Genomic DNA, 18376 nt, shown 5'->3' on the forward strand with positions numbered 1-18376 from the left:
GAGTTTCGCGGGCACCCGTCAGCCGGTGCCCGTCTGAGGAGATAGCATGATCGTTCGTCCCGTACGCAGCAGCGATTTACCCGCTCTGATCGACCTGGCCCGTAGCACGGGCACCGGCCTGACCACCTTGCCAGCCAACGAAGAGCGCCTGGCCCATCGGGTCGGCTGGGCGGAAAAGACCTTCACCGGCGAGGCCGGTCGCGGCGACGCGGACTATCTGTTCGTCCTCGAAGACGATGACGGCCGTGTGGTCGGCATCAGCGCCATCGCCGGTGCCGTGGGCCTGCGTGAGCCCTGGTACAACTTCCGGGTGGGCCTGACGGTCAGTGCCTCCCAGGAGTTGCAGATCTACCGTGAGATTCCGACGCTGTTCCTGGCCAACGACCTGACCGGTAACTCGGAGCTGTGCTCGCTGTTCCTGCATGCCGACTATCGCAGTGGCCTCAATGGCCGCATGCTGGCCAAGGCGCGGATGCTGTTTATCGCCGAGTTCCCGGAGCTGTTCGGCAACAAGATCATCGCCGAGATGCGGGGCATGTCCGATGCGGCCGGGCGTTCGCCGTTCTGGGAAAGCCTGGGCCGGCACTTCTTCAAGATGGAATTCAGCCAGGCCGATTACCTGACCGGCGTGGGCAACAAGGCCTTTATCGCCGAGCTGATGCCCAAGTTCCCGCTGTACACCTGCTTCCTCTCCGAAGAGGCGCGCGCGGTGATCGGCAAGGTGCACACCGACACCGAGCCGGCACTGGCGATGCTCAAGAGCGAAGGCTTCAGTTACCAGGGCTATGTCGACATCTTCGACGCAGGTCCTGCGGTGGAGTGCGAAACCAGCAAGATCCGTGCGGTGCGCGACAGCCAGGCGCTGGTGTTGGCCGTCGGCACCCCGGGTGATGACGCCACGCCGTACCTGATCCACAACCGCAAGCGCGAGGACTGCCGCATCACCGCGGCACCGGCGCGCCTGGCGGCGGGCACGCTGGTGGTCGATCCGCTGACCGCCAAACGTCTTCAACTCAGTGCGGGCGATCAGGTCCGCGCGGTTCCGTTGTCTGCTTCCCGGGAGTCGAAATAATGAGCACGCTTTACATCGCCGGTGCCTGGCAGGAAGGCCAGGGCGAGGCCTTCGAATCGTTGAATCCGGTGACCCAGCAGGTGCTGTGGTCCGGCAAGGGCGCCAGCGCCGCGCAAGTCGACGCCGCCGTGCAGGCCGCGCGCCAGGCTTTCCCGGCGTGGGCCAAGCGTTCCCTCGACGAGCGTATTGCCGTGCTCGAAAGCTTTGCCGCCCACTTGAAAAACCGTGCCGACGAGTTGGCCCGTTGCATTGGTGAAGAAACCGGCAAGCCCCTGTGGGAGGCGGCGACCGAAGTGACCAGCATGGTCAACAAGATCGCCATCTCGGTGCAGAGCTACCGTGAGCGTACCGGCGAGAAGAGCGGCCCGCTGGGCGACGCCACCGCAGTACTGCGTCACAAACCCCACGGTGTGGTGGCGGTGTTCGGTCCTTACAACTTCCCCGGCCACCTGCCCAACGGCCACATCGTTCCGGCGTTGCTGGCCGGTAACAGCGTGCTGTTCAAGCCGAGCGAGCTGACCCCGAAGGTCGCCGAACTGACCGTGCGTTGCTGGATCGAAGCCGGTCTGCCGGGGGGTGTGTTGAACCTGCTGCAAGGGGCGCGGGAGACCGGGATCGCCCTGGCGGCGAACCCGGGCATCGACGGCCTGTTCTTCACCGGTTCGAGCCGCACCGGCAATCATCTGCATAAGCAATTCTCCGGGCGCCCAGACAAGATCCTGGCCCTGGAAATGGGCGGCAACAATCCGCTGGTGGTGGATCAGGTCCAGGACCTGGACGCGGCGGTGTACACGATCATTCAGTCGGCCTTCATCTCGGCTGGCCAGCGTTGCACCTGTGCCCGTCGCCTGCTGGTGCCCGCCGGGGCCTGGGGCGACAAGCTGCTGGAGCGCCTGGTGGCGGTCAGCGCGACCATTGAAGTCGGCGCGTTCGACCAGCAGCCGGCGCCGTTCATGGGCTCGGTGGTGTCCCTCGGTGCCGCACGTGCCTTGATGGATGCCCAGGCGCATCTGTTGGCACAGGGCGCGCTGGCGTTGCTGGAAATGACTCAGCCGCAGGCCAATGCGGCGCTGCTGACCCCGGGTATTCTCGATGTGACGGCGGTGGCCGAGCGTCCGGACGAAGAACTGTTCGGACCCTTGCTGCAGGTCATTCGCTACGCCGATTTCGACGCGGCGATTGCCGAGGCCAACAATACGCAATACGGCCTGGCGGCGGGTCTGCTGTCGGACTCCGAGGCGCGTTACCAGCAGTTCTGGCTGGAAAGCCGGGCCGGGATCGTCAACTGGAACAAACAACTGACGGGTGCTGCCAGCAGCGCGCCGTTCGGCGGGGTCGGGGCGTCGGGCAACCATCGCGCCAGCGCCTATTACGCGGCGGATTATTGCGCGTACCCGGTGGCATCGCTGGAAACGCCGAGCTTGACGGTGCCGGCGACGCTGACACCGGGTGTCCGGCTTTCCTGAGTCGTCGGGCCTGCGGGCCCTATCGCCAGCAAGCCGGCTCCCACAGTGGTGCGCCCATTGTGCGCGCCGCCAAACCTTGTAGGAGCGCCGGTCGACGTTCGATTGCCAGCGATGACCGCGAAGCGGTCGCCATACACAGATGATTTGCGCTTATAAAAACAGATCCATGGAGCCTCGCCGATGAAATCCTTTGAAGTCAATTTTGACGGTCTTGTAGGCCCGACCCATAACTATGGCGGCCTTTCCTACGGCAACGTCGCCTCCCAGAGCAACAGCCAGCAGGCTTCCAACCCCAAGGAAGCGGCGCTGCAAGGCCTGGCGAAAATGAAAGCGCTGATGGACATGGGTTATGTCCAGGGCGTGCTGGCCCCGCAGGAGCGTCCTGATGTGGCCGCCCTGCGCAGCCTCGGTTTCAGCGGCAGCGACGCGCAAGTGATCGAACAGGCCGCCAAGCAGGCGATGCCCCTGCTGGTTGCCAGTTGCTCGGCGTCGAGCATGTGGGTGGCCAACGCCGGCACCGTCAGCCCGAGTGCCGACACCGCCGACGGCCGCGTGCATTTCACCGCCGCCAACCTCAACTGCAAATACCACCGCAGCATCGAACACCCGACCACCAGCCGCGTGCTGGGGGCGATGTTCGCCGACTCGAAGCATTTCGCCCATCACGCGGCGCTGCCCGCCGTGGCCCAGTTCGGCGACGAAGGCGCGGCCAACCACACACGTTTCTGCCGTGAATACGGCGAAGCAGGCGTCGAGTTCTTCGTGTTCGGTCGCAGCGCTTTCGATACCCGCTATCCGGCACCGCAGAAATACCCGGCGCGCCAGACCCTCGAAGCTTCGCAGGCGGTCGCCCGGCTGCATGGCCTGAGTGACGATGGCGTGGTCTATGCTCAACAGAATCCGGCGGTGATCGACCAGGGGGTGTTCCACAACGACGTGATCGCGGTGGGTAACGGCGAGGTGCTGTTCTACCACGAGGACGCTTTCCTCGAGACCGAGCAGATGCTCGCCGAGCTGCAGGGCAAACTGGCCAAGCGCGGTGGCAACTTCCAGTCGATCTGCGTGCCGCGCTCGAAAGTGGCAGTGGAAGACGCGGTGCGTTCCTACCTGTTCAACAGCCAGTTGCTGAACCGTGCCGACGGCGGCATGTTGTTGATCGTGCCGGAAGAGTGCCGCAGCAACCCGCGTGTCTGGGCCTACCTGCAAGAGCTGACCAGTTCTGGCGGTCCGGTTCGCGAGGTGAAGGTCTTCGACCTCAAGCAGAGCATGCAGAACGGCGGTGGCCCGGCCTGCCTGCGGTTGCGCGTGGCCTTGAAGGAAACCGAGCTGGCGGCGGTCAACCCCGGGGTTATCATGACGGCGCCGTTGTATGGCACGCTGACCCAGTGGGTCGACAAGCACTACCGCGATACCCTGCGCGAAAGCGATCTGGCGGACCCGCAGTTGCTGCTTGAATGCCGTACGGCATTGGATGAACTGACGCAAATCCTTAAACTGGGCTCGGTTTACCCATTCCAGATCAATTGAAGGCCGGCGCTCTACCCTGGAGCGCGGCGTTTCACCTCCAGACGAGAGCCTGAACCATGAGCGATACCTTGCAGCTGATCCTTGAAGACACCGATGGCACTCAACTGGAAACCTCCTGTACCCGCGTGGCGGTGATATGGCAGGGCAAGGAGTTGTGGATTCAGCATGACGGCCGCGGCCAGCTGCTGATCGGTGTCGATGTCGAGGAAGGCGACGCCGAATACGCCAACCTGCTGCTGCGTCCATTGGCGACCAACCTGGTCAGCCTGCAAATGGAAATGGAGCCGGCGGATATCGGCGACGAAGATCATGTACACGGCCCCGACTGCGGTCACCATCACTGATTAAAGGAACACCGCGCCATGCTCGCCCTCGGCAAACTGCTTGAACTGACCCTCGCCGGTCGTGAACCGGCGGAGAAGACTCAACTGACGGTCGACGGCGTGCGCATGCGCTGGCTGAGCGAGGGCGCACTCGAAGTGCGGCCTCCCGAGGCCCGGGACAATGGGCTGGACCTGCTGTTGTCCGCCGGTATCCACGGTAACGAGACAGCGCCGATCGAGTTGCTCGATCGCCTGTTGCACGACATCGCCCGGGGCGACCTCAAGCCCCGTGCGCGTATTCTGTTCCTGTTCGGCAACCCCGAGGCCATGCGCCGCGGCGAGCGCTTTGTCGAGCAGGACGTCAACCGGCTGTTCAATGGCCGGCATGAGTTGAGCAGTGGCAGCGAAGCCCTGCGGGCGTGCGAGCTGGAGCGGTTGGCGGCGAGCTTCTTCAACCTGCCGGGGCGCGAGCGCCTGCACTACGACTTGCACACCGCCATCCGCGGTTCGAAGATCGAACAGTTCGCGCTCTATCCCTACAAGGACGGCCGGGCACATTCACGCCGCCAGCTGGCTCGCCTGCGCGCGGCCGGGATGTCGGCGGTGCTGCTGCAGAACAAGCCGTCCATCGTGTTCAGCAGCTACACCTACGACAAGCTCGCTGCCGAGTCCTTCACCCTGGAGCTGGGCAAGGCGCGTCCGTTCGGGCAGAACCAGGGCGTCGATGTGTCGCGCCTGGAGCTGCGCCTCAAGCAGATCATCGAGGGCTGCGAGCCGGCCACCGACGAGGCGCTCGATGGCCTGCAACTGTTCAGCGTGGCGCGGGAAATCATCAAGCACAGCGATGGTTTCCTGATGCACTTGCCGGCGGATATCGAGAACTTCTCGGAACTGCCCAAGGGCTACCTGCTGGCCGAGGACCTGGCGAACAGTCGCTGGGTCGTGGAAGAGCAGGGCGCCCGGATCATTTTCCCCAACCCGAAGGTGAAAAACGGCCTGCGAGCGGGGATCCTGGTGGTGCCGTCCAGCGACGAGACGCTGGTTTAGCCCGGCTTTACCCAGGTTCTCGGTGCCAATCCCAACTCTTCACGCAAGCCGTTCTCGGTGAAGGGCGTCGGGTTGGTGTCCAAGGCGGGAGTGCTCGGGTCTGCGTCGAAATCGAAGGGTCTGACTTCCGCCGGCAGGCCTATGGCTTGCAGTTCTTCATTAGGCACCCTGCGTGTGGATTTGCCGTCACGCGGGCCGTCGAAGCCGTCCCCGGGGAAAGACGTTCCGGTGACTCTGTTATAGACATGGCAGAGTTCGTGGTAGAGCAATACAACGCCGGGGGTTGCGTCGATTTCAACGGCGAGGTTGTAGTGAATGCTTCCCCCGGGAGCCTGTCTCCTGCGCTTGTCTCTCTGATGTAGGGATTGCCCGGTGCCTGGGCATTGACCAGAAACAGTGCATTGCTCTCATATTCCAGAGGGTTGATCGCGACGGCAATGCCGTGTTCTCTGGCCGTTTTATTCAGCACCGATAAAAGCTGGCGTCCCCGGGGAGAGCCGCTCAGCAGCCTCAGGTCGTCATTGACCCGGTCCTGGAATGCCGCTGAACCGTTGACCACGATACCGGTCTGCTCCAGGCCCAGGTTGCTGAGCAGGGTTATCTGAAAACCTTCGGAAGACGACGCGTGAACCCGCAATTCCTCGGCATCGGCGGGTGGTTGGGGGGCGGCCTGGAACAACTGGTCGCGGCTATCGTTGCTGAAGACGTTATCCGTCGGTTTGATCAACATGACCGTGTCCCGGCCTTCTCCGGTGTAGATTGTGTTGCTCCCGACGCCTGCCAGAATGGAGTCGTCGCCGTCGTTTCCACTGAGGATGCTGTGTCCCCGGCCACCGATCAGCAGATCGTTGCCTTGACCGCCGTTGAGCAGATGGTGACTGTGGTCCAGGCTGGCGGTGGCGCTGATATGGTCATTGCCGGCCCCGCCGTAGACCGTTGCGTCACCTTCGACAAAGATCATGTCGTTGCCTTCTCCGGCCTCTATATAGGCCTTGCCCTCGCCGGTGGTGATGAAGTCATCGCCTTTGCCTGCATGGATCCGGGTTTCGGCGCCTTCGCTGTGGATCACATCGTCGCCGTCGGCTGTTTCGACGATGATCCGGATCTTCACCTGTTCATCGACCGTCACCCTGTCCGGACCCCCTCCGGTGCGGATGACCAGTATCTGCTCGGAGGCGGCCGGGTTGATCAGATAACGCTCATGGTTGATGTCGACGATCAATTGCTCCCGAGGGCAGTGGACCCTGACGCTGTCAGCGCTATCGCCGGTGGTGAATATCAGGTAATCCAGCGGCGGGTGTCGTGGATTGTAGGGCGTCGAAACGATCTTTCGCTCGATCAGGACCGGGTCATTTTCTGCCGAGAGTCGGTAGGTTGAGGTCGGTTTATAGTCGTCCAGGTATTCCTGGACGATCTGGTAGTGCTCGTCAAAGGAACGAGCGCTACCGTCTATCACGCGCTCGGACCTGGCCGGCGGGATGTCGGGAAAGCTGTTCATGAGGGCTCCGTTAAAAATCGGGTGCGCAGGGAAGGAGAGTCACAAGAGGAGAATCCGCTCAGTCTTCCCGATATTGCTTGCGCGGCGTGATGCCGAACTCCAGGCGCAGCCCGTTTTCGGTAAAGGCCTCGGGGTTGCCAGGTAGGGGCGCTGTCGCTGGATTTGCGTCGAAATCGACATCCAATCCGACGGCCTGAAGTTCTGCATTGGGAACCACGTCACGAGGTTTGCCCGCGTCCACACCATCTAGGCCATAGCCCGGAAGCATTGTTCCCGTCACGAAGTTATAGGCGTGGCATAACTCGTGGTAGAGATGCACGATGCTGGTGACTTCACCCTTGAGGAACGACGGGTCGTAGTACACCGTGCAACCCTTGACCGGAGTGTTGGGGCGAGCGCTTTCGATAAAGGGGGAGTCGTCGTCGAACGGGCTGTCGGACTGGGAGCCGTTCGGGATACACATACCGTTTTCTTCTGCGGTCAACTCCTTGACCATCACCGCAACACCGCTTTTCTGCCTGGCATCGCCCAGGGCGCTGAGCAGTTGCCGGCCATTGCCGGAACCCAGCAGCAACCTGAGATCGTCATTGACCCGTTCCTGAAATGCCTGCCTGCCTTCGACCACCACCCCGCAACTGTCCAGCCCCTTGGCGGCGATGATGACGCCGGGGTCCTGGTGATGGGTTGAGGGAGCGGGGCCGTCGGCGTCATACGCATTGAACAATCGGGTGTTGGACCCGAGATGTTCGACGAAGTCCACTCCTGTCCCCGTGTAGACCGTATTGGGGCCGGGCCCGGGAGTGATCTGATCGTTGCCGTCGGAACCGCTGAGCACGTTATGGCCCTCACCGCCCAGCAGCACGTCGTCGCCCTGTCCTCCATCCATGAAACAGGCGCCCTCTCCGCCGGCCAGGGTGTCGTGGCCCTTGCCGCCATAGACGGTCATGGGGCCGCTGCCCTGGGCACTGACAACGTCGTCGCCGTCCCCGGCTTCGACATAGCTGCTGCCGGATCGTGTAAAGACCTGGTCGTTGCCGGGGCCGGCGTCGACTTTCGTGAAGCCGCCGCCACAGAGTATCCGGTCGTTTCCCATGCCCGAATCGATGAAGACCGTGATCTTCACAGGGTCGTCTATCCTGATGTTGTCATGGCCACCCTCTGTGCGCAGCACGATGACTTGCCCGGATGAGGCCATTTTCAGGTGATAGCGCTGGTCATTGATATCGAGGACCGGATGATCGGTGAGGTACAGGTGCACGTGGTCGGAGCGGTCGCGGGTGGTGAAGAGCAGATGGTCGGTCGGCCCCTGATAATCGGGAGGTGCGTCGAGTTTCTGGCGTTCCACCCTGGCCGTGTCGTCCATGTGGAGTGCGTGGTTGTGGATGACCCTCTGGTCGTCCGGATACTGGTTCATGGCGCCCGTGACGGGTTTGGCATTCTCGTGGTTGCCGTCGATCCAGTGTTCATTTTCGGGCGGGACGGGGGTATCCGGGGTGAGTCTGGAAAAGTCGTTCATGTTGAGGTGTCTCCGCAAGTGGTGGGTCTCGAAAGCCCTGCTAGGGCGAAATGTCGAGCTCACTTAACTGCAAAGACGAAGGCGGGAGAGCGTAGATAGTTATGCGTTGACAATGACCTGCCGGCCCGGGCCGGCAGGTATGGGAGGGTCAGACCGCCAGTTTCTGTGCCGCGGGGCGCGGCAGGGCGCGCAGTTTGTTCAGGGTGTCGGCGCAGGTCTTTGCCGCTTCCTGGCCCTTGTGCACGAAGTGATCGAAGAAGAATTTCTGGTGTTCTTCACCGGCGTGGAAGTGGTGAGGGGTCAACACCACCGAAAACACCGGCACTTCGGTGTCCAGCTGGACCTGCATCAGGCCGTCGATCACCGCCGTGGCGACGAAGTCGTGGCGGTAGATCCCGCCGTCGACCACCAGGCCAGCGGCGACCACGCCGGCATAGCGCCCGGACTTGGCCAGCAGCTTGGCATGCAGGGGGATTTCGAACGCGCCGCCGACTTCGAAGAAGTCGATATCGCTTTCCTGGTAGCCCAGCTTGGCGATTTCCGAGACGAAACCGTGGCGTGCCTGATCGACAATATCCTTGTGCCAGCAGGCCTGGATGAAGGCAATACGTTGAGTGTGATGAATCGGGGTGGGTTGCATCTGTTCTGACTCCTGTTTGTGTGAAAAACAGGGCGATATGAATCGAATGGGATTCAAGGGTACGTTCGGCTCCGTGTGCGCTGCGCGCAGGCACACACCGATTCAGCGGACGGCCCCTGGGTGTCAATCCCGTTCTCTCTTCATCCGGACTATGACCGTCGGCCCTGGGATCACACCGGGTCTGCTGACCTTGTCGGCCCTGACCGGCAAAGCCGTCCGAACCGTCAAGCGCTCGCGGGCTAGGCACCTTGCGCGCCATTACCGCCGGTGGGGAATTGCACCCCGCCCTGAGAACGTTGCCGCCAGACTCTCTGGCGGCGCCCAGTTTTTAACATATATTTTCAGGGGGTGCATGTCGTCGTTTCGATAATGACTATCGAATTTCTTTAGTAGACATTGATCCGGCCTGCCGTCGATCACACCGGATACCGGGACGCCAGCCGTACGTAAATTGAACAAGTCGTTGCGGTATTGGCCGAATTTGGCCATGAATGAGACTGCAGGCCGTCCAATTGACGGTTTCTATCGTATAAACACACTGTACCCTGGGCGCAGGGCCGATATAATGCGGCCTTTTGCAAGTCGCAAACCCCTTTGGATGTGATGCACTTGCGTTTGGCCGCAGACTCCGTGGAAGAACCTATGAAAAGCGCAGAAATCCGTGAAGCCTTCCTTCGCTTCTTCGAACAGCAAGGCCACACCCGTGTCGCCTCCAGCTCTTTGATTCCGGGCAACGACCCGACCCTGCTGTTCACCAACGCGGGGATGAACCAGTTCAAGGACTGCTTCCTGGGTCAGGAAAAACGCGCCTATACCCGCGCGGTCAGCAGTCAGAAATGCGTGCGCGCCGGCGGCAAGCACAACGACCTGGAAAACGTCGGCTATACCGCTCGTCACCACACCTTCTTCGAAATGCTGGGTAACTTCAGCTTCGGCGACTACTTCAAGCGTGACGCGATCACCTTCGCCTGGACCTTCCTGACGTCCGACAAGTGGCTGAACCTGCCGAAGGAGAAGCTCTGGGTCACGGTCTACGCCAGCGACGACGAAGCCTATGACATCTGGACCAAGGAAGTCGGCGTGCCGGCCGAGCGCATGGTCCGTATCGGCGACAACAAGGGCGCACCTTACGCTTCCGACAACTTCTGGACCATGGGCGATACCGGCCCGTGCGGTCCATGCACCGAGATTTTCTACGATCACGGCGCCGATATCTGGGGCGGCCCACCCGGTTCGCCGGAAGAGGATGGCGACCGCTACATCGAAATCTGGAACAACGTGTTCATGCAGTTCAATCGCACCGCCGATGGCGTGCTGCATCCGCTGCCGGCACCGTCGGTGGACACCGGTATGGGCCTGGAGCGGATCAGTGCGGTACTGCAGCACGTTCACTCCAACTATGAGATCGACCTGTTCCGGAGTCTGTTGAGCGCTTCGGCCCAGGCCATCGGTTGCACCAACGACAACCAGGCGTCGCTGAAAGTCGTGGCCGACCATATTCGCTCCTGCGGCTTCCTGATTGCCGACGGCGTGCTGCCGTCCAACGAGGGCCGTGGCTACGTGCTGCGTCGGATCATTCGCCGCGCCTGCCGTCACGGCAACAAGCTCGGCGCCAAGGGCAGCTTCTTCCATCAGATCGTCGCGGCCCTGGTCGCCGAGATGGGCGAGGCCTTCCCCGAGCTCAAATCCCAGCAGGCGCATATCGAGCGCGTGCTGAAAGCCGAAGAAGAACAGTTTGCCAAGACCCTGGAGCAGGGCCTGAAGATCCTCGAGCAGGACCTGGCCGAACTCAAGGGCTCGGTGGTCCCGGGCGACGTGGTGTTCAAGCTGTACGACACCTACGGTTTCCCGATGGACCTGACCGGCGATATCGCCCGTGAACGCAACCTGACCCTCGACGAGGCCGGTTTCGAGCGCGAGATGGAAGCCCAGCGCGTGCGTGCGCGTTCGGCCAGTTCCTTCGGCATGGACTACAACAGCCTGGTCAAGGTCGACGTCGCCACCGAGTTCACCGGCTACAGCGCGAGCAGTGGTTCGGCGAAAGTGGTGGCGCTCTATAAAGAAGGGCAGTCGGTTGACGTCCTGAATGAAGGTGACGAGGGCGTTGTCGTCCTGGATCGCACGCCGTTCTACGCGGAGTCGGGCGGCCAGGTCGGTGATTGCGGCTATCTTCAGGCAGCTGCCGGTCGTTTCGACGTGCGCGACACCACCAAGACTGGCGGGGCGTTCCTGCACCACGGCGTGCTGGCCAACGGTAGCCTGCTGGTGGGGGCGCAGGTCCAGGCCCAGGTCGAGGCCGAGGTGCGCCACGCCACGTCGCTGAACCACTCGGCGACGCACCTGCTGCACGCCGCGTTGCGCCAGGTGTTGGGCGAGCACGTCCAGCAGAAGGGGTCGTTGGTCGACAGTCAGCGCCTGCGCTTCGACTTCAGCCACTTCGAAGCCATCAAACCAGAACAGATCAAGGCGCTGGAAGACATCGTCAACGCCGAAATCCGCAAGAACTCGGCGGTGGAAACCGAGGAAACCGATATCGACACCGCCAAGCAGAAGGGTGCCATGGCGCTGTTCGGCGAGAAGTACGGTGACAGCGTTCGCGTACTGAGTATGGGCGGCGATTTCTCCGTCGAGCTGTGCGGCGGTATTCACGCCAACCGGACCGGCGATATCGGCCTGCTGAAGATCATCAGCGAAGGCGGCGTGGCCTCGGGCGTACGGCGTATCGAAGCGGTCACCGGGGCTGCGGCACTGGCTTACCTGAACGCCGCTGAAGAGCAACTCAAGGAAGCCGCGAACCTGATCAAGGGCAGTCGCGACAACCTGATCGACAAGCTGTCGGCGGTGCTGGAACGCAACCGCCTGTTGGAAAAACAGCTGGAGCAATTGCAGGCCAAGGCTGCCAGCGCGGCGGGTGATGACCTGTCGGCTGCGGCCCTGGATGTCAAGGGTGTCAAGGTCCTGGCCGCGCGCCTGGACGGGCAGGACGGCAAGGCGCTGCTGGCGCTGGTCGATCAACTGAAGAACAAACTCGGTCGCGCAGTGATCCTGCTCGGCAGTGTCCATGAGGAAAAGGTCGTTCTGGTCGCAGGCGTGACCAAGGACCTGACCGGCCAACTCAAAGCCGGTGATCTGATGAAACAAGCCGCTGCGGCAGTGGGCGGGAAGGGCGGTGGTCGTCCGGACATGGCGCAAGGCGGTGGTGTCGACGCCGCGCAACTGGATGCCGCGCTGGCCCTGACCGTGCCGTTTGTCGAACAGGGCGTTTAAGGCTGTACCGGGTGCCTGTTGTCTAGTAGCAGGCACCGTGATGATTAATGGGCGCCCCTTTACGGGCTGAGGCGGCTTAGAAATGGCTTTGATCGTACAGAAATTTGGAGGTACCTCGGTCGGCTCCGTCGAGCGAATCGAGCAGGTAGCCGACAAGGTTAAGAAGTTCCGCGAGGCCGGTGATGACCTGGTGGTTGTACTGTCTGCGATGAGCGGCGAAACCAACCGCCTGATCGATCTGGCCAAGCAAATCAGCGGCGAGCAGCAGCCGGTTCCCCGTGAACTGGATGTGATCGTTTCCACGGGCGAGCAGGTGACCATCGCCTTGCTGGCCATGGCGCTGATCAAGCGCGGCGTGCCGGCGGTGTCCTACACCGGCAACCAGGTGCGGATCCTGACCGACAGCGCGCACAATAAGGCGCGCATCCTGCAGATCGACGACCAGAAGATCCGTGGCGATCTGAAGGCCGGTCGCGTGGTGGTGGTCGCCGGTTTCCAGGGCGTCGACGAGCACGGCAACATCACCACCCTCGGTCGTGGCGGTTCCGACACCACGGGCGTGGCGCTGGCGGCGGCCTTGAAGGCTGACGAATGCCAGATCTACACCGACGTCGATGGCGTCTACACCACCGACCCGCGCGTCGTGGCCCAGGCCCAGCGCCTGGACAAGATCACCTTCGAAGAGATGCTGGAAATGGCCAGCCTCGGGTCCAAGGTGTTGCAGATCCGCGCGGTCGAGTTCGCCGGCAAGTACAACGTTCCGCTGCGCGTCCTGCACAGCTTCAAAGAGGGTCCGGGCACCCTCATTACTATTGATGAAGAGGAATCCATGGAACAGCCGATCATTTCCGGCATCGCCTTCAACCGCGATGAAGCCAAGCTGACCATCCGTGGCGTGCCAGACACCCCCGGCGTGGCCTTCAAGATTCTCGGCCCGATCAGTGCCGCGAACATCGAAGTCGACATGATCGTGCAGAACGTCGCGCACGATAACACCACCGACTTCACCTTCACCGTGCACCGCAATGACTACCAGGCCGCGCACAGCGTCCTGGAAAACACCGCGCGCGAGATCGGTGCCCGTGAAGTGGTCGGCGATACCAAGATCGCCAAGGTGTCGATCGTGGGCGTGGGCATGCGTTCCCATGCCGGCGTTGCCAGCCGCATGTTCGAGGCTCTGGCCAAGGAAAGCATCAATATCCAGATGATCTCGACCTCGGAGATCAAGGTCTCCGTGGTGATCGAAGAGAAGTACCTGGAACTGGCTGTGCGTGCACTGCACACGGCCTTCGAGCTGGATGCGCCGGCCCGACAAGGCGAGTAACGCGTGGTCCCGAAGGGCGCGGTTTAACCGCGCCCTTTGTTTTTCTTGATGGGCGTGGGTGGCGGCTGGTCTTTCACCTGCGCTGGTCAATACTTGGGGGTGTAGGGCGATGGCTATATAGCCTGTAAGTCGAAGCCCTTTTTTGCAGACTGTTGTCCCTGAACTGAAGTGCGTGTAGGAGAAAGGTATGCTGATTCTGACTCGTCGGTGCGCAGAGAGCCTGATCATCGGTGACGGTGAAATCACTGTAACCGTGCTTGGCGTCAAAGGAAATCAAGTACGAATTGGTGTCAATGCCCCCAAAGAAGTGGCGGTACACCGTGAGGAAATCTACCTGCGGATCAAGAAAGAGAAGGACGAAGAACCAAGCCATTAATTTTATTTGATTTTTTGCTTTGCAAACGGGGAAAAGGTTGGTTATGATACGCCCCGTGTTGCGGAGAGGTGGCCGAGTGGCCGAAGGCGCTCCCCTGCTAAGGGAGTACACCTCAAAAGGGTGTCGGGGGTTCGAATCCCCCCTTCTCCGCCATTATTTGTTTAGTACGTGTTGGTCTGGCTTCTTCGGTAAGTTGTTGAAATTACTAGAAAAAAGCGCTTTACAAAAAGATTTCACGGACTATAATGCGCGGCATCAAATGCACTCGTAGCTCAGCTGGATAGAGTACTCGGCTACGAACCGAGCGGTCACAGGTTCGAATCCTGTCGAGTGCACCATTTAAGCGTTGTTGGTAGTGATACGAATAGCGTGGCTTCAACCAGTTGTGATCTGGTCTAAAAACACAAATTGCACTCGTAGCTCAGCTGGATAGAGTACTCGGCTACGAACCGAGCGGTCACAGGTTCGAATCCTGTCGAGTGCACCATACAACAAAAAGCCCGCACTGGTTGCGGGCTTTTTGCCGTCTGGGGTTTAGGGTCTGTACGAAACTCGCCGCGCAGGTAGTTATCGTACAGAGCCTAGCCTTTGACGCATCCCTTCTCATCCAGCACCACCAGGCTGCTGCGGCCCCTTTTCAGGTTGTAGTGATAGCGCGTCGCGGTGTTGGTCGTGCTGATCCGGTCCGGCCGGCCCAGGGCGCTTTCCACTTCCAGGCGATTCATGCCGGGGCGAACCTGCTGATTGATGATGGCCCGGCGTTTTTCCTGCGCGCTCAGCAGATTGGCGCAGCCGTCATCGTGCTCACCGACTACGGTCAGGCTCCGTGGGGTTGAGGTTGTCGTTTCCGACCGCTTGGCCGGCGCTCTGCTTCCAGGCGCCGGGTTGTGCGCACGCTGAGGTTGTAGCGTTTCGCTTGGCGCGCAGCTCAACGTGGTGAAGGTGATATGTCCGCTGTCGCTTTCGCAGCGATGGACGACGGCGGCGCTGGTGGGGAAGGGCAGGCAGAGTGCGAGCAACAGCGAAAGATGGCTTCTGGGCAGCATCGGACGTCCTCCTTGACGGTCATTCACCCAGCCTAGTAGCGGCCCTCCAGATGGGTCGTGGGTTTTCTTTTCAAGATGAGTCGTCGAGGGGCAAAGACCGCCGCAAAGCGTTCTGCAGGCTGGCGCAAGCGCTTGTTCTTGCCCAGATTTCTGGCCGTGAAGGGCCAGGGACAGTGTATGATTGCGCCCGTCAGCCCCGCCGGGGTTTTTGGAATATTTCCATGGACTTACCCAGTAGTTACTTATTCTCTCGCTTTACCAATCACGAATTGACTGATTGATCCTTCCGGCGTGCCCCGCTGCTGGGAGTGGAGTTCGCCTATGACCGAAATTGAAGCAAAGAAAAGCCAGGACAGCCTGCAGGACCGTCTTGCCCAGGTCGTTGACCTGCTGCAGCGCCAGCGCGTGGTCGAAGACCTGACGCATCGCCAGGAAGGCCCTCATCACGACCGGGTGGAAAGCCTGGTTCACCGGCAGAACCTCGTCGAGTTGCAGCGCAAGCTCGATGACCTGCACTCCGCCGACGTCGCCCATATCCTCGAAGCCTTGCCCCTGAACGATCGCTTGACCGTTTGGCAGTTGGTCAAGGCCGAGCGTGACGGCGATATCCTGCTCGAGGTTTCCGACTCCGTGCGCGAAACCCTGATCGCCGACATGGAGGATCATGAACTCCTGGCTGCCGCCAAGGAGATGGATGCCGATGAACTCGCCGACCTGGCCCCCGAGCTGCCGCGAGACGTCGTCCATGAGTTGATGGAAGCCCTCGACGGCCAGCAGCGTGAGCGCGTTCGCTCCGCGTTGTCCTATGACGAGGAGCAGGTCGGCGCCCTGATGGACTTCGAGATGGTCACCATCCGCGAGGACGTCAGCCTGGAAGTGGTGTTGCGTTACCTGCGTCGGCTCAAGGAACTGCCGAGCCATACCGACAAGCTGTTCGTGGTCGATTATGACGGCGTGCTCAAGGGCGTGCTGCCGATCAAGCGCCTGCTGGTCAACGATCCCGAGAAGCAGGTGGCCGAAGTCATGGCCGGCGATCCGGTGACTTTTCACCCGGACGAGGATGCCTACGACGCGGCCCAGGCCTTCGAACGTTATGACTTGATTTCCGCCCCCGTGGTGGACAAGAACGACAAGCTGATCGGTCGTTTGACCATCGACGAAATGGTCGACCTGATTCGTGAGGAAAGCGAGAGTGAAGTCCTCAACATGGCGGGCCTGCGGGAAGAGGAGGATATCTTTGCCTCGGTCTGGAAATCCCTGCGCAACCGTTGGGCATGGCTGGCGATCAACCTGATCACGGCCTTTGTCGCCTCGCGGGTGATCGGCCTGTTCGAGGGATCCATCGAGAAGCTGGTGGCCTTGGCCGCCCTGATGCCGATCGTCGCGGGCATTGGCGGTAACTCGGGTAACCAGACCATTACCATGATCGTGCGCGCCATGGCGCTGGACCAGGTCAGCACCGGCAACACCTCGCGCCTGATGCGCAAGGAGCTGGCGGTTGGTTTGATCAATGGCCTGGTGTGGGGGGGAGTGATCGGTGTGGTCGCCTACGTGCTATACGGCAGTTGGTCGTTAGGCGTGGTGATGACCGCGGCCATGACCCTCAACCTCTTGCTGGCGGCGTTGATGGGGGTGCTGATCCCCATGACCTTGGCGCGCCTGGGCCGTGACCCGGCGATGGGGGCCAGCGTGATGATCACCGCCATGACCGACAGCGGCGGCTTCTTCATCTTCCTCGGGCTGGCGACCGTCTTCCTGCTCTGAGCGCTCCCCTCCTGAATTTCAGGCAAAAAAAAGCCAGCACACCGCTGGCTTGAACTTTCAGGGATGAATCAGCTGGCGTCCGCCATTTCGGCGTCGTGGGCGATCAGCGACACGAGTGCATTCTGCTGGCGATGGGAGAGTTGGCGGAAACGCTGGAGCAATTCACGCTCATGCAGAGAGAGTTCCGGGCTGTCCAGCCGCATGCTCAACTCGTCGCCCAGTGCACCTTCCTGAATAAGGCTTTGCTCCAGGCGTGCAATGATCTCGGAATTCATGCTGCGGTGATGGTTACGAGCCACCTCGGCGATGCGTTCACGCATTCCATCGGGCAGACGCACGACGAATTTGTCAGCCGTACGGCTGGAATAAATTGCCTGTTTCAATGGGCGCATAGTTTTAAACCGGTTAGTTCAGGGGAGCGGTTCTCGGAATTGGCCGCAGGATGTCAGTAGGACAGCATGCTTGGCCAAATGTTCAACCTGAATTGAAATGAGGCCCGCATCATGCCTCATATTTGCCAGATCCTTGGCGTCAATTCTGTGACAAATATTGAACTGGACAAAGGCAATATGCCAGCACCAATTATCAGAAATGCGCACTGGTTGGAAAGTTTCCCCTCAGTAGCGACCTTCTGATCGACCATCCCGGGCCTGTCAGGAAGCTTCTGGCCAGTGCCGCACGGATTTTACCCGGCGGTCTGGCCTTTTGCTTCTAATGTTAAAGAGTAGTGGCAATTTGCTGGTTTTCTAGTCTGCGGAGGGGCGCAAGACGGGGTCGAAGCGGATTTTCCGACCAGCGAACAAGGCCAGGACGAAAAAAACGCCAAACAGTCCGGTGGCGACGACCAGTGGCAGGGTGAAAGCGTCGGCCGGAGCCGCCCACAGGGCAATGCTGCCGAGCAGGGTCAGGATCAGGAAGGTGAAAGCATATCGGGACATGGGCGGTTCCTGGATGGAGTGGACTCGGAGCGTCAGCCGGTCGGGTTCGCCTGCGGGCGCGACGGTTACCTGGCGCTGATCGTCCAGGGCCGTGCGGTTGGCGAGTGATGGGGGTATTCATCGAAAGGCTCCCCATGGTTGATAATGGATCAGACCGTTTTTCATGGAGAGAGTCGGAGCAGGCTGCATGCGAAGCTTTTTATCAGAAAAAATACTTTTAAAACAATAGGTTGTGTTTTGTTTTGGTGAGTGTGCACTTTGTGATGATGGTTCTTTGCTGTAACCCGGAAGGCCTGATGAAGCATCGACAGCCGCTGCCCCGGGGCGCGTAGTGCGTGTTCGGCACGGCTCAGGCGGTGATTGCGGGAGATCACCTACTGTTAAAAAGCCCGGGGATGACATGACAAACACCGGCATGCCCGTTAACATGCACGCCGTCCTTCGCGCCGCCTGTCCTGGTGGCCGACCGTTGTCTCAGTAGCTCAATTGGATAGAGCATCCCCCTCCTAAGGGGAAGGTTGGCAGTTCGAACCTGCCCTGGGACACCATATATCTGTTGCCTGCTTTCTTCG

The 18376-nt window shown here is 61.0% G+C and carries 15 protein-coding genes, 4 tRNA genes, 1 pseudogene and 1 riboswitch; of the genes and pseudogenes, 13 read left to right on the top strand and 7 right to left on the bottom strand.

All coding sequences use genetic code 11. From position 1 onward, the window contains the following. Nucleotides 1-46: 46 nt before the first annotated feature. The 5 genes from astA (at nt 47) to astE (ending at nt 5435) form a co-directional block, all read left to right on the top strand. Nucleotides 47-1072, top strand: a complete 1026-nt coding sequence (astA, locus tag NUH87_RS24025; RefSeq protein WP_040070194.1) for an arginine N-succinyltransferase — start codon at nt 47-49, stop codon at nt 1070-1072. Continuing rightward, complete coding sequence (astD, locus tag NUH87_RS24030) at nt 1069-2538, top strand: succinylglutamate-semialdehyde dehydrogenase (protein ID WP_338526919.1); 1470 nt, start codon at nt 1069-1071, stop codon at nt 2536-2538. Before astA ends, astD begins: the two co-directional genes overlap by 4 nt. Before the next feature lie 180 nt (nt 2539-2718). Beyond that, the gene (gene astB, locus NUH87_RS24035; RefSeq protein WP_040070192.1) at nt 2719-4065 is read left to right on the top strand and encodes an N-succinylarginine dihydrolase; all 1347 of its coding nucleotides are present in this window, start codon (nt 2719-2721) and stop codon (nt 4063-4065) included. A gap of 56 nt (nt 4066-4121) precedes the next feature. Next, nucleotides 4122-4409, top strand: a complete 288-nt coding sequence (locus NUH87_RS24040; protein ID WP_040070191.1) for a hypothetical protein — start codon at nt 4122-4124, stop codon at nt 4407-4409. Between the two features lie 18 nt (nt 4410-4427). Continuing rightward, complete coding sequence (gene astE, locus NUH87_RS24045) at nt 4428-5435, top strand: succinylglutamate desuccinylase (RefSeq protein WP_040070190.1); 1008 nt, start codon at nt 4428-4430, stop codon at nt 5433-5435. Here astE and NUH87_RS24050 read toward each other — a convergent pair. The 4 genes and pseudogenes from NUH87_RS24050 to NUH87_RS24065 form a co-directional block, all read right to left on the bottom strand. Beyond that, entirely contained in the window at nt 5432-5752 is a 321-nt protein-coding gene (locus tag NUH87_RS24050) for a M91 family zinc metallopeptidase (RefSeq protein ID WP_338526921.1), read from the bottom strand. The two genes, astE and NUH87_RS24050, sit on opposite strands and share 4 nt — an antisense overlap. Nucleotides 5753-5865: 113 nt before the next feature. Beyond that, nucleotides 5866-6933: pseudogene (locus NUH87_RS24055) on the bottom strand (M91 family zinc metallopeptidase); the annotation flags it as partial. Between the two features lie 58 nt (nt 6934-6991). Further along, a complete protein-coding gene (locus NUH87_RS24060; protein WP_338522971.1) occupies nt 6992-8449 on the bottom strand; it encodes a M91 family zinc metallopeptidase in 1458 nt (485 codons plus the stop codon). 148 nt (nt 8450-8597) lie between these two features. Then, nucleotides 8598-9089 carry a 6,7-dimethyl-8-ribityllumazine synthase gene (locus NUH87_RS24065; protein WP_338522972.1) on the bottom strand — a complete coding sequence of 164 codons (492 nt, stop codon included), beginning with the start codon at nt 9087-9089 and terminating at the stop codon, nt 8598-8600. A gap of 127 nt (nt 9090-9216) precedes the next feature. Continuing rightward, a riboswitch (FMN riboswitch) is annotated at nt 9217-9388 on the bottom strand. 343 nt (nt 9389-9731) lie between these two features. Between NUH87_RS24065 and alaS the strand changes: the two genes are divergently transcribed. From alaS to NUH87_RS24095, 6 genes are all read left to right on the top strand, one after another. Continuing rightward, the gene (gene alaS, locus NUH87_RS24070) at nt 9732-12356 is read left to right on the top strand and encodes an alanine--tRNA ligase (RefSeq protein ID WP_338522973.1); all 2625 of its coding nucleotides are present in this window, start codon (nt 9732-9734) and stop codon (nt 12354-12356) included. Nucleotides 12357-12438: 82 nt separating this feature from the next. Beyond that, on the top strand, nt 12439-13680 hold the full coding sequence (locus NUH87_RS24075; RefSeq protein WP_040070185.1) for an aspartate kinase: 1242 nt from the start codon (nt 12439-12441) through the stop codon (nt 13678-13680). A 187-nt stretch (nt 13681-13867) separates the two neighbouring features. Then, a complete protein-coding gene (csrA, locus tag NUH87_RS24080; RefSeq protein ID WP_002554426.1) occupies nt 13868-14056 on the top strand; it encodes a carbon storage regulator CsrA in 189 nt (62 codons plus the stop codon). Nucleotides 14057-14118: 62 nt separating this feature from the next. Further along, nucleotides 14119-14209: transfer RNA gene (locus NUH87_RS24085), tRNA-Ser, on the top strand. A 108-nt stretch (nt 14210-14317) separates the two neighbouring features. Then, a tRNA-Arg gene (locus NUH87_RS24090) sits at nt 14318-14394 on the top strand. Between the two features lie 72 nt (nt 14395-14466). Beyond that, nucleotides 14467-14543, top strand: a tRNA-Arg gene (locus tag NUH87_RS24095). A gap of 94 nt (nt 14544-14637) precedes the next feature. Here NUH87_RS24095 and bamE read toward each other — a convergent pair. Next, nucleotides 14638-15102: an outer membrane protein assembly factor BamE domain-containing protein gene (bamE, locus tag NUH87_RS24100; RefSeq protein WP_338522974.1), complete on the bottom strand. Its 465-nt coding sequence runs from the start codon at nt 15100-15102 to the stop codon at nt 14638-14640. Nucleotides 15103-15423: 321 nt separating this feature from the next. Between bamE and mgtE the strand changes: the two genes are divergently transcribed. Further along, entirely contained in the window at nt 15424-16866 is a 1443-nt protein-coding gene (gene mgtE, locus NUH87_RS24105; RefSeq protein ID WP_338522975.1) for a magnesium transporter, read from the top strand. Between the two features lie 68 nt (nt 16867-16934). Here mgtE and NUH87_RS24110 read toward each other — a convergent pair whose 3' ends face one another. Further along, entirely contained in the window at nt 16935-17258 is a 324-nt protein-coding gene (locus tag NUH87_RS24110; protein ID WP_103497682.1) for an Arc family DNA-binding protein, read from the bottom strand. A 354-nt stretch (nt 17259-17612) separates the two neighbouring features. Continuing rightward, nucleotides 17613-17804 carry a PA3371 family protein gene (locus NUH87_RS24115; protein ID WP_040070181.1) on the bottom strand — a complete coding sequence of 64 codons (192 nt, stop codon included), beginning with the start codon at nt 17802-17804 and terminating at the stop codon, nt 17613-17615. A 471-nt stretch (nt 17805-18275) separates the two neighbouring features. Between NUH87_RS24115 and NUH87_RS24120 the strand changes: the two genes are divergently transcribed. Continuing rightward, nucleotides 18276-18352: transfer RNA gene (locus NUH87_RS24120), tRNA-Arg, on the top strand. Nucleotides 18353-18376: the final 24 nt, after the last annotated feature.

The sequence above is a fragment of the Pseudomonas batumici genome, assembly GCF_036585405.1.
Taxonomy (GTDB): Bacteria; Pseudomonadota; Gammaproteobacteria; order Pseudomonadales; family Pseudomonadaceae; genus Aquipseudomonas; species Aquipseudomonas batumici.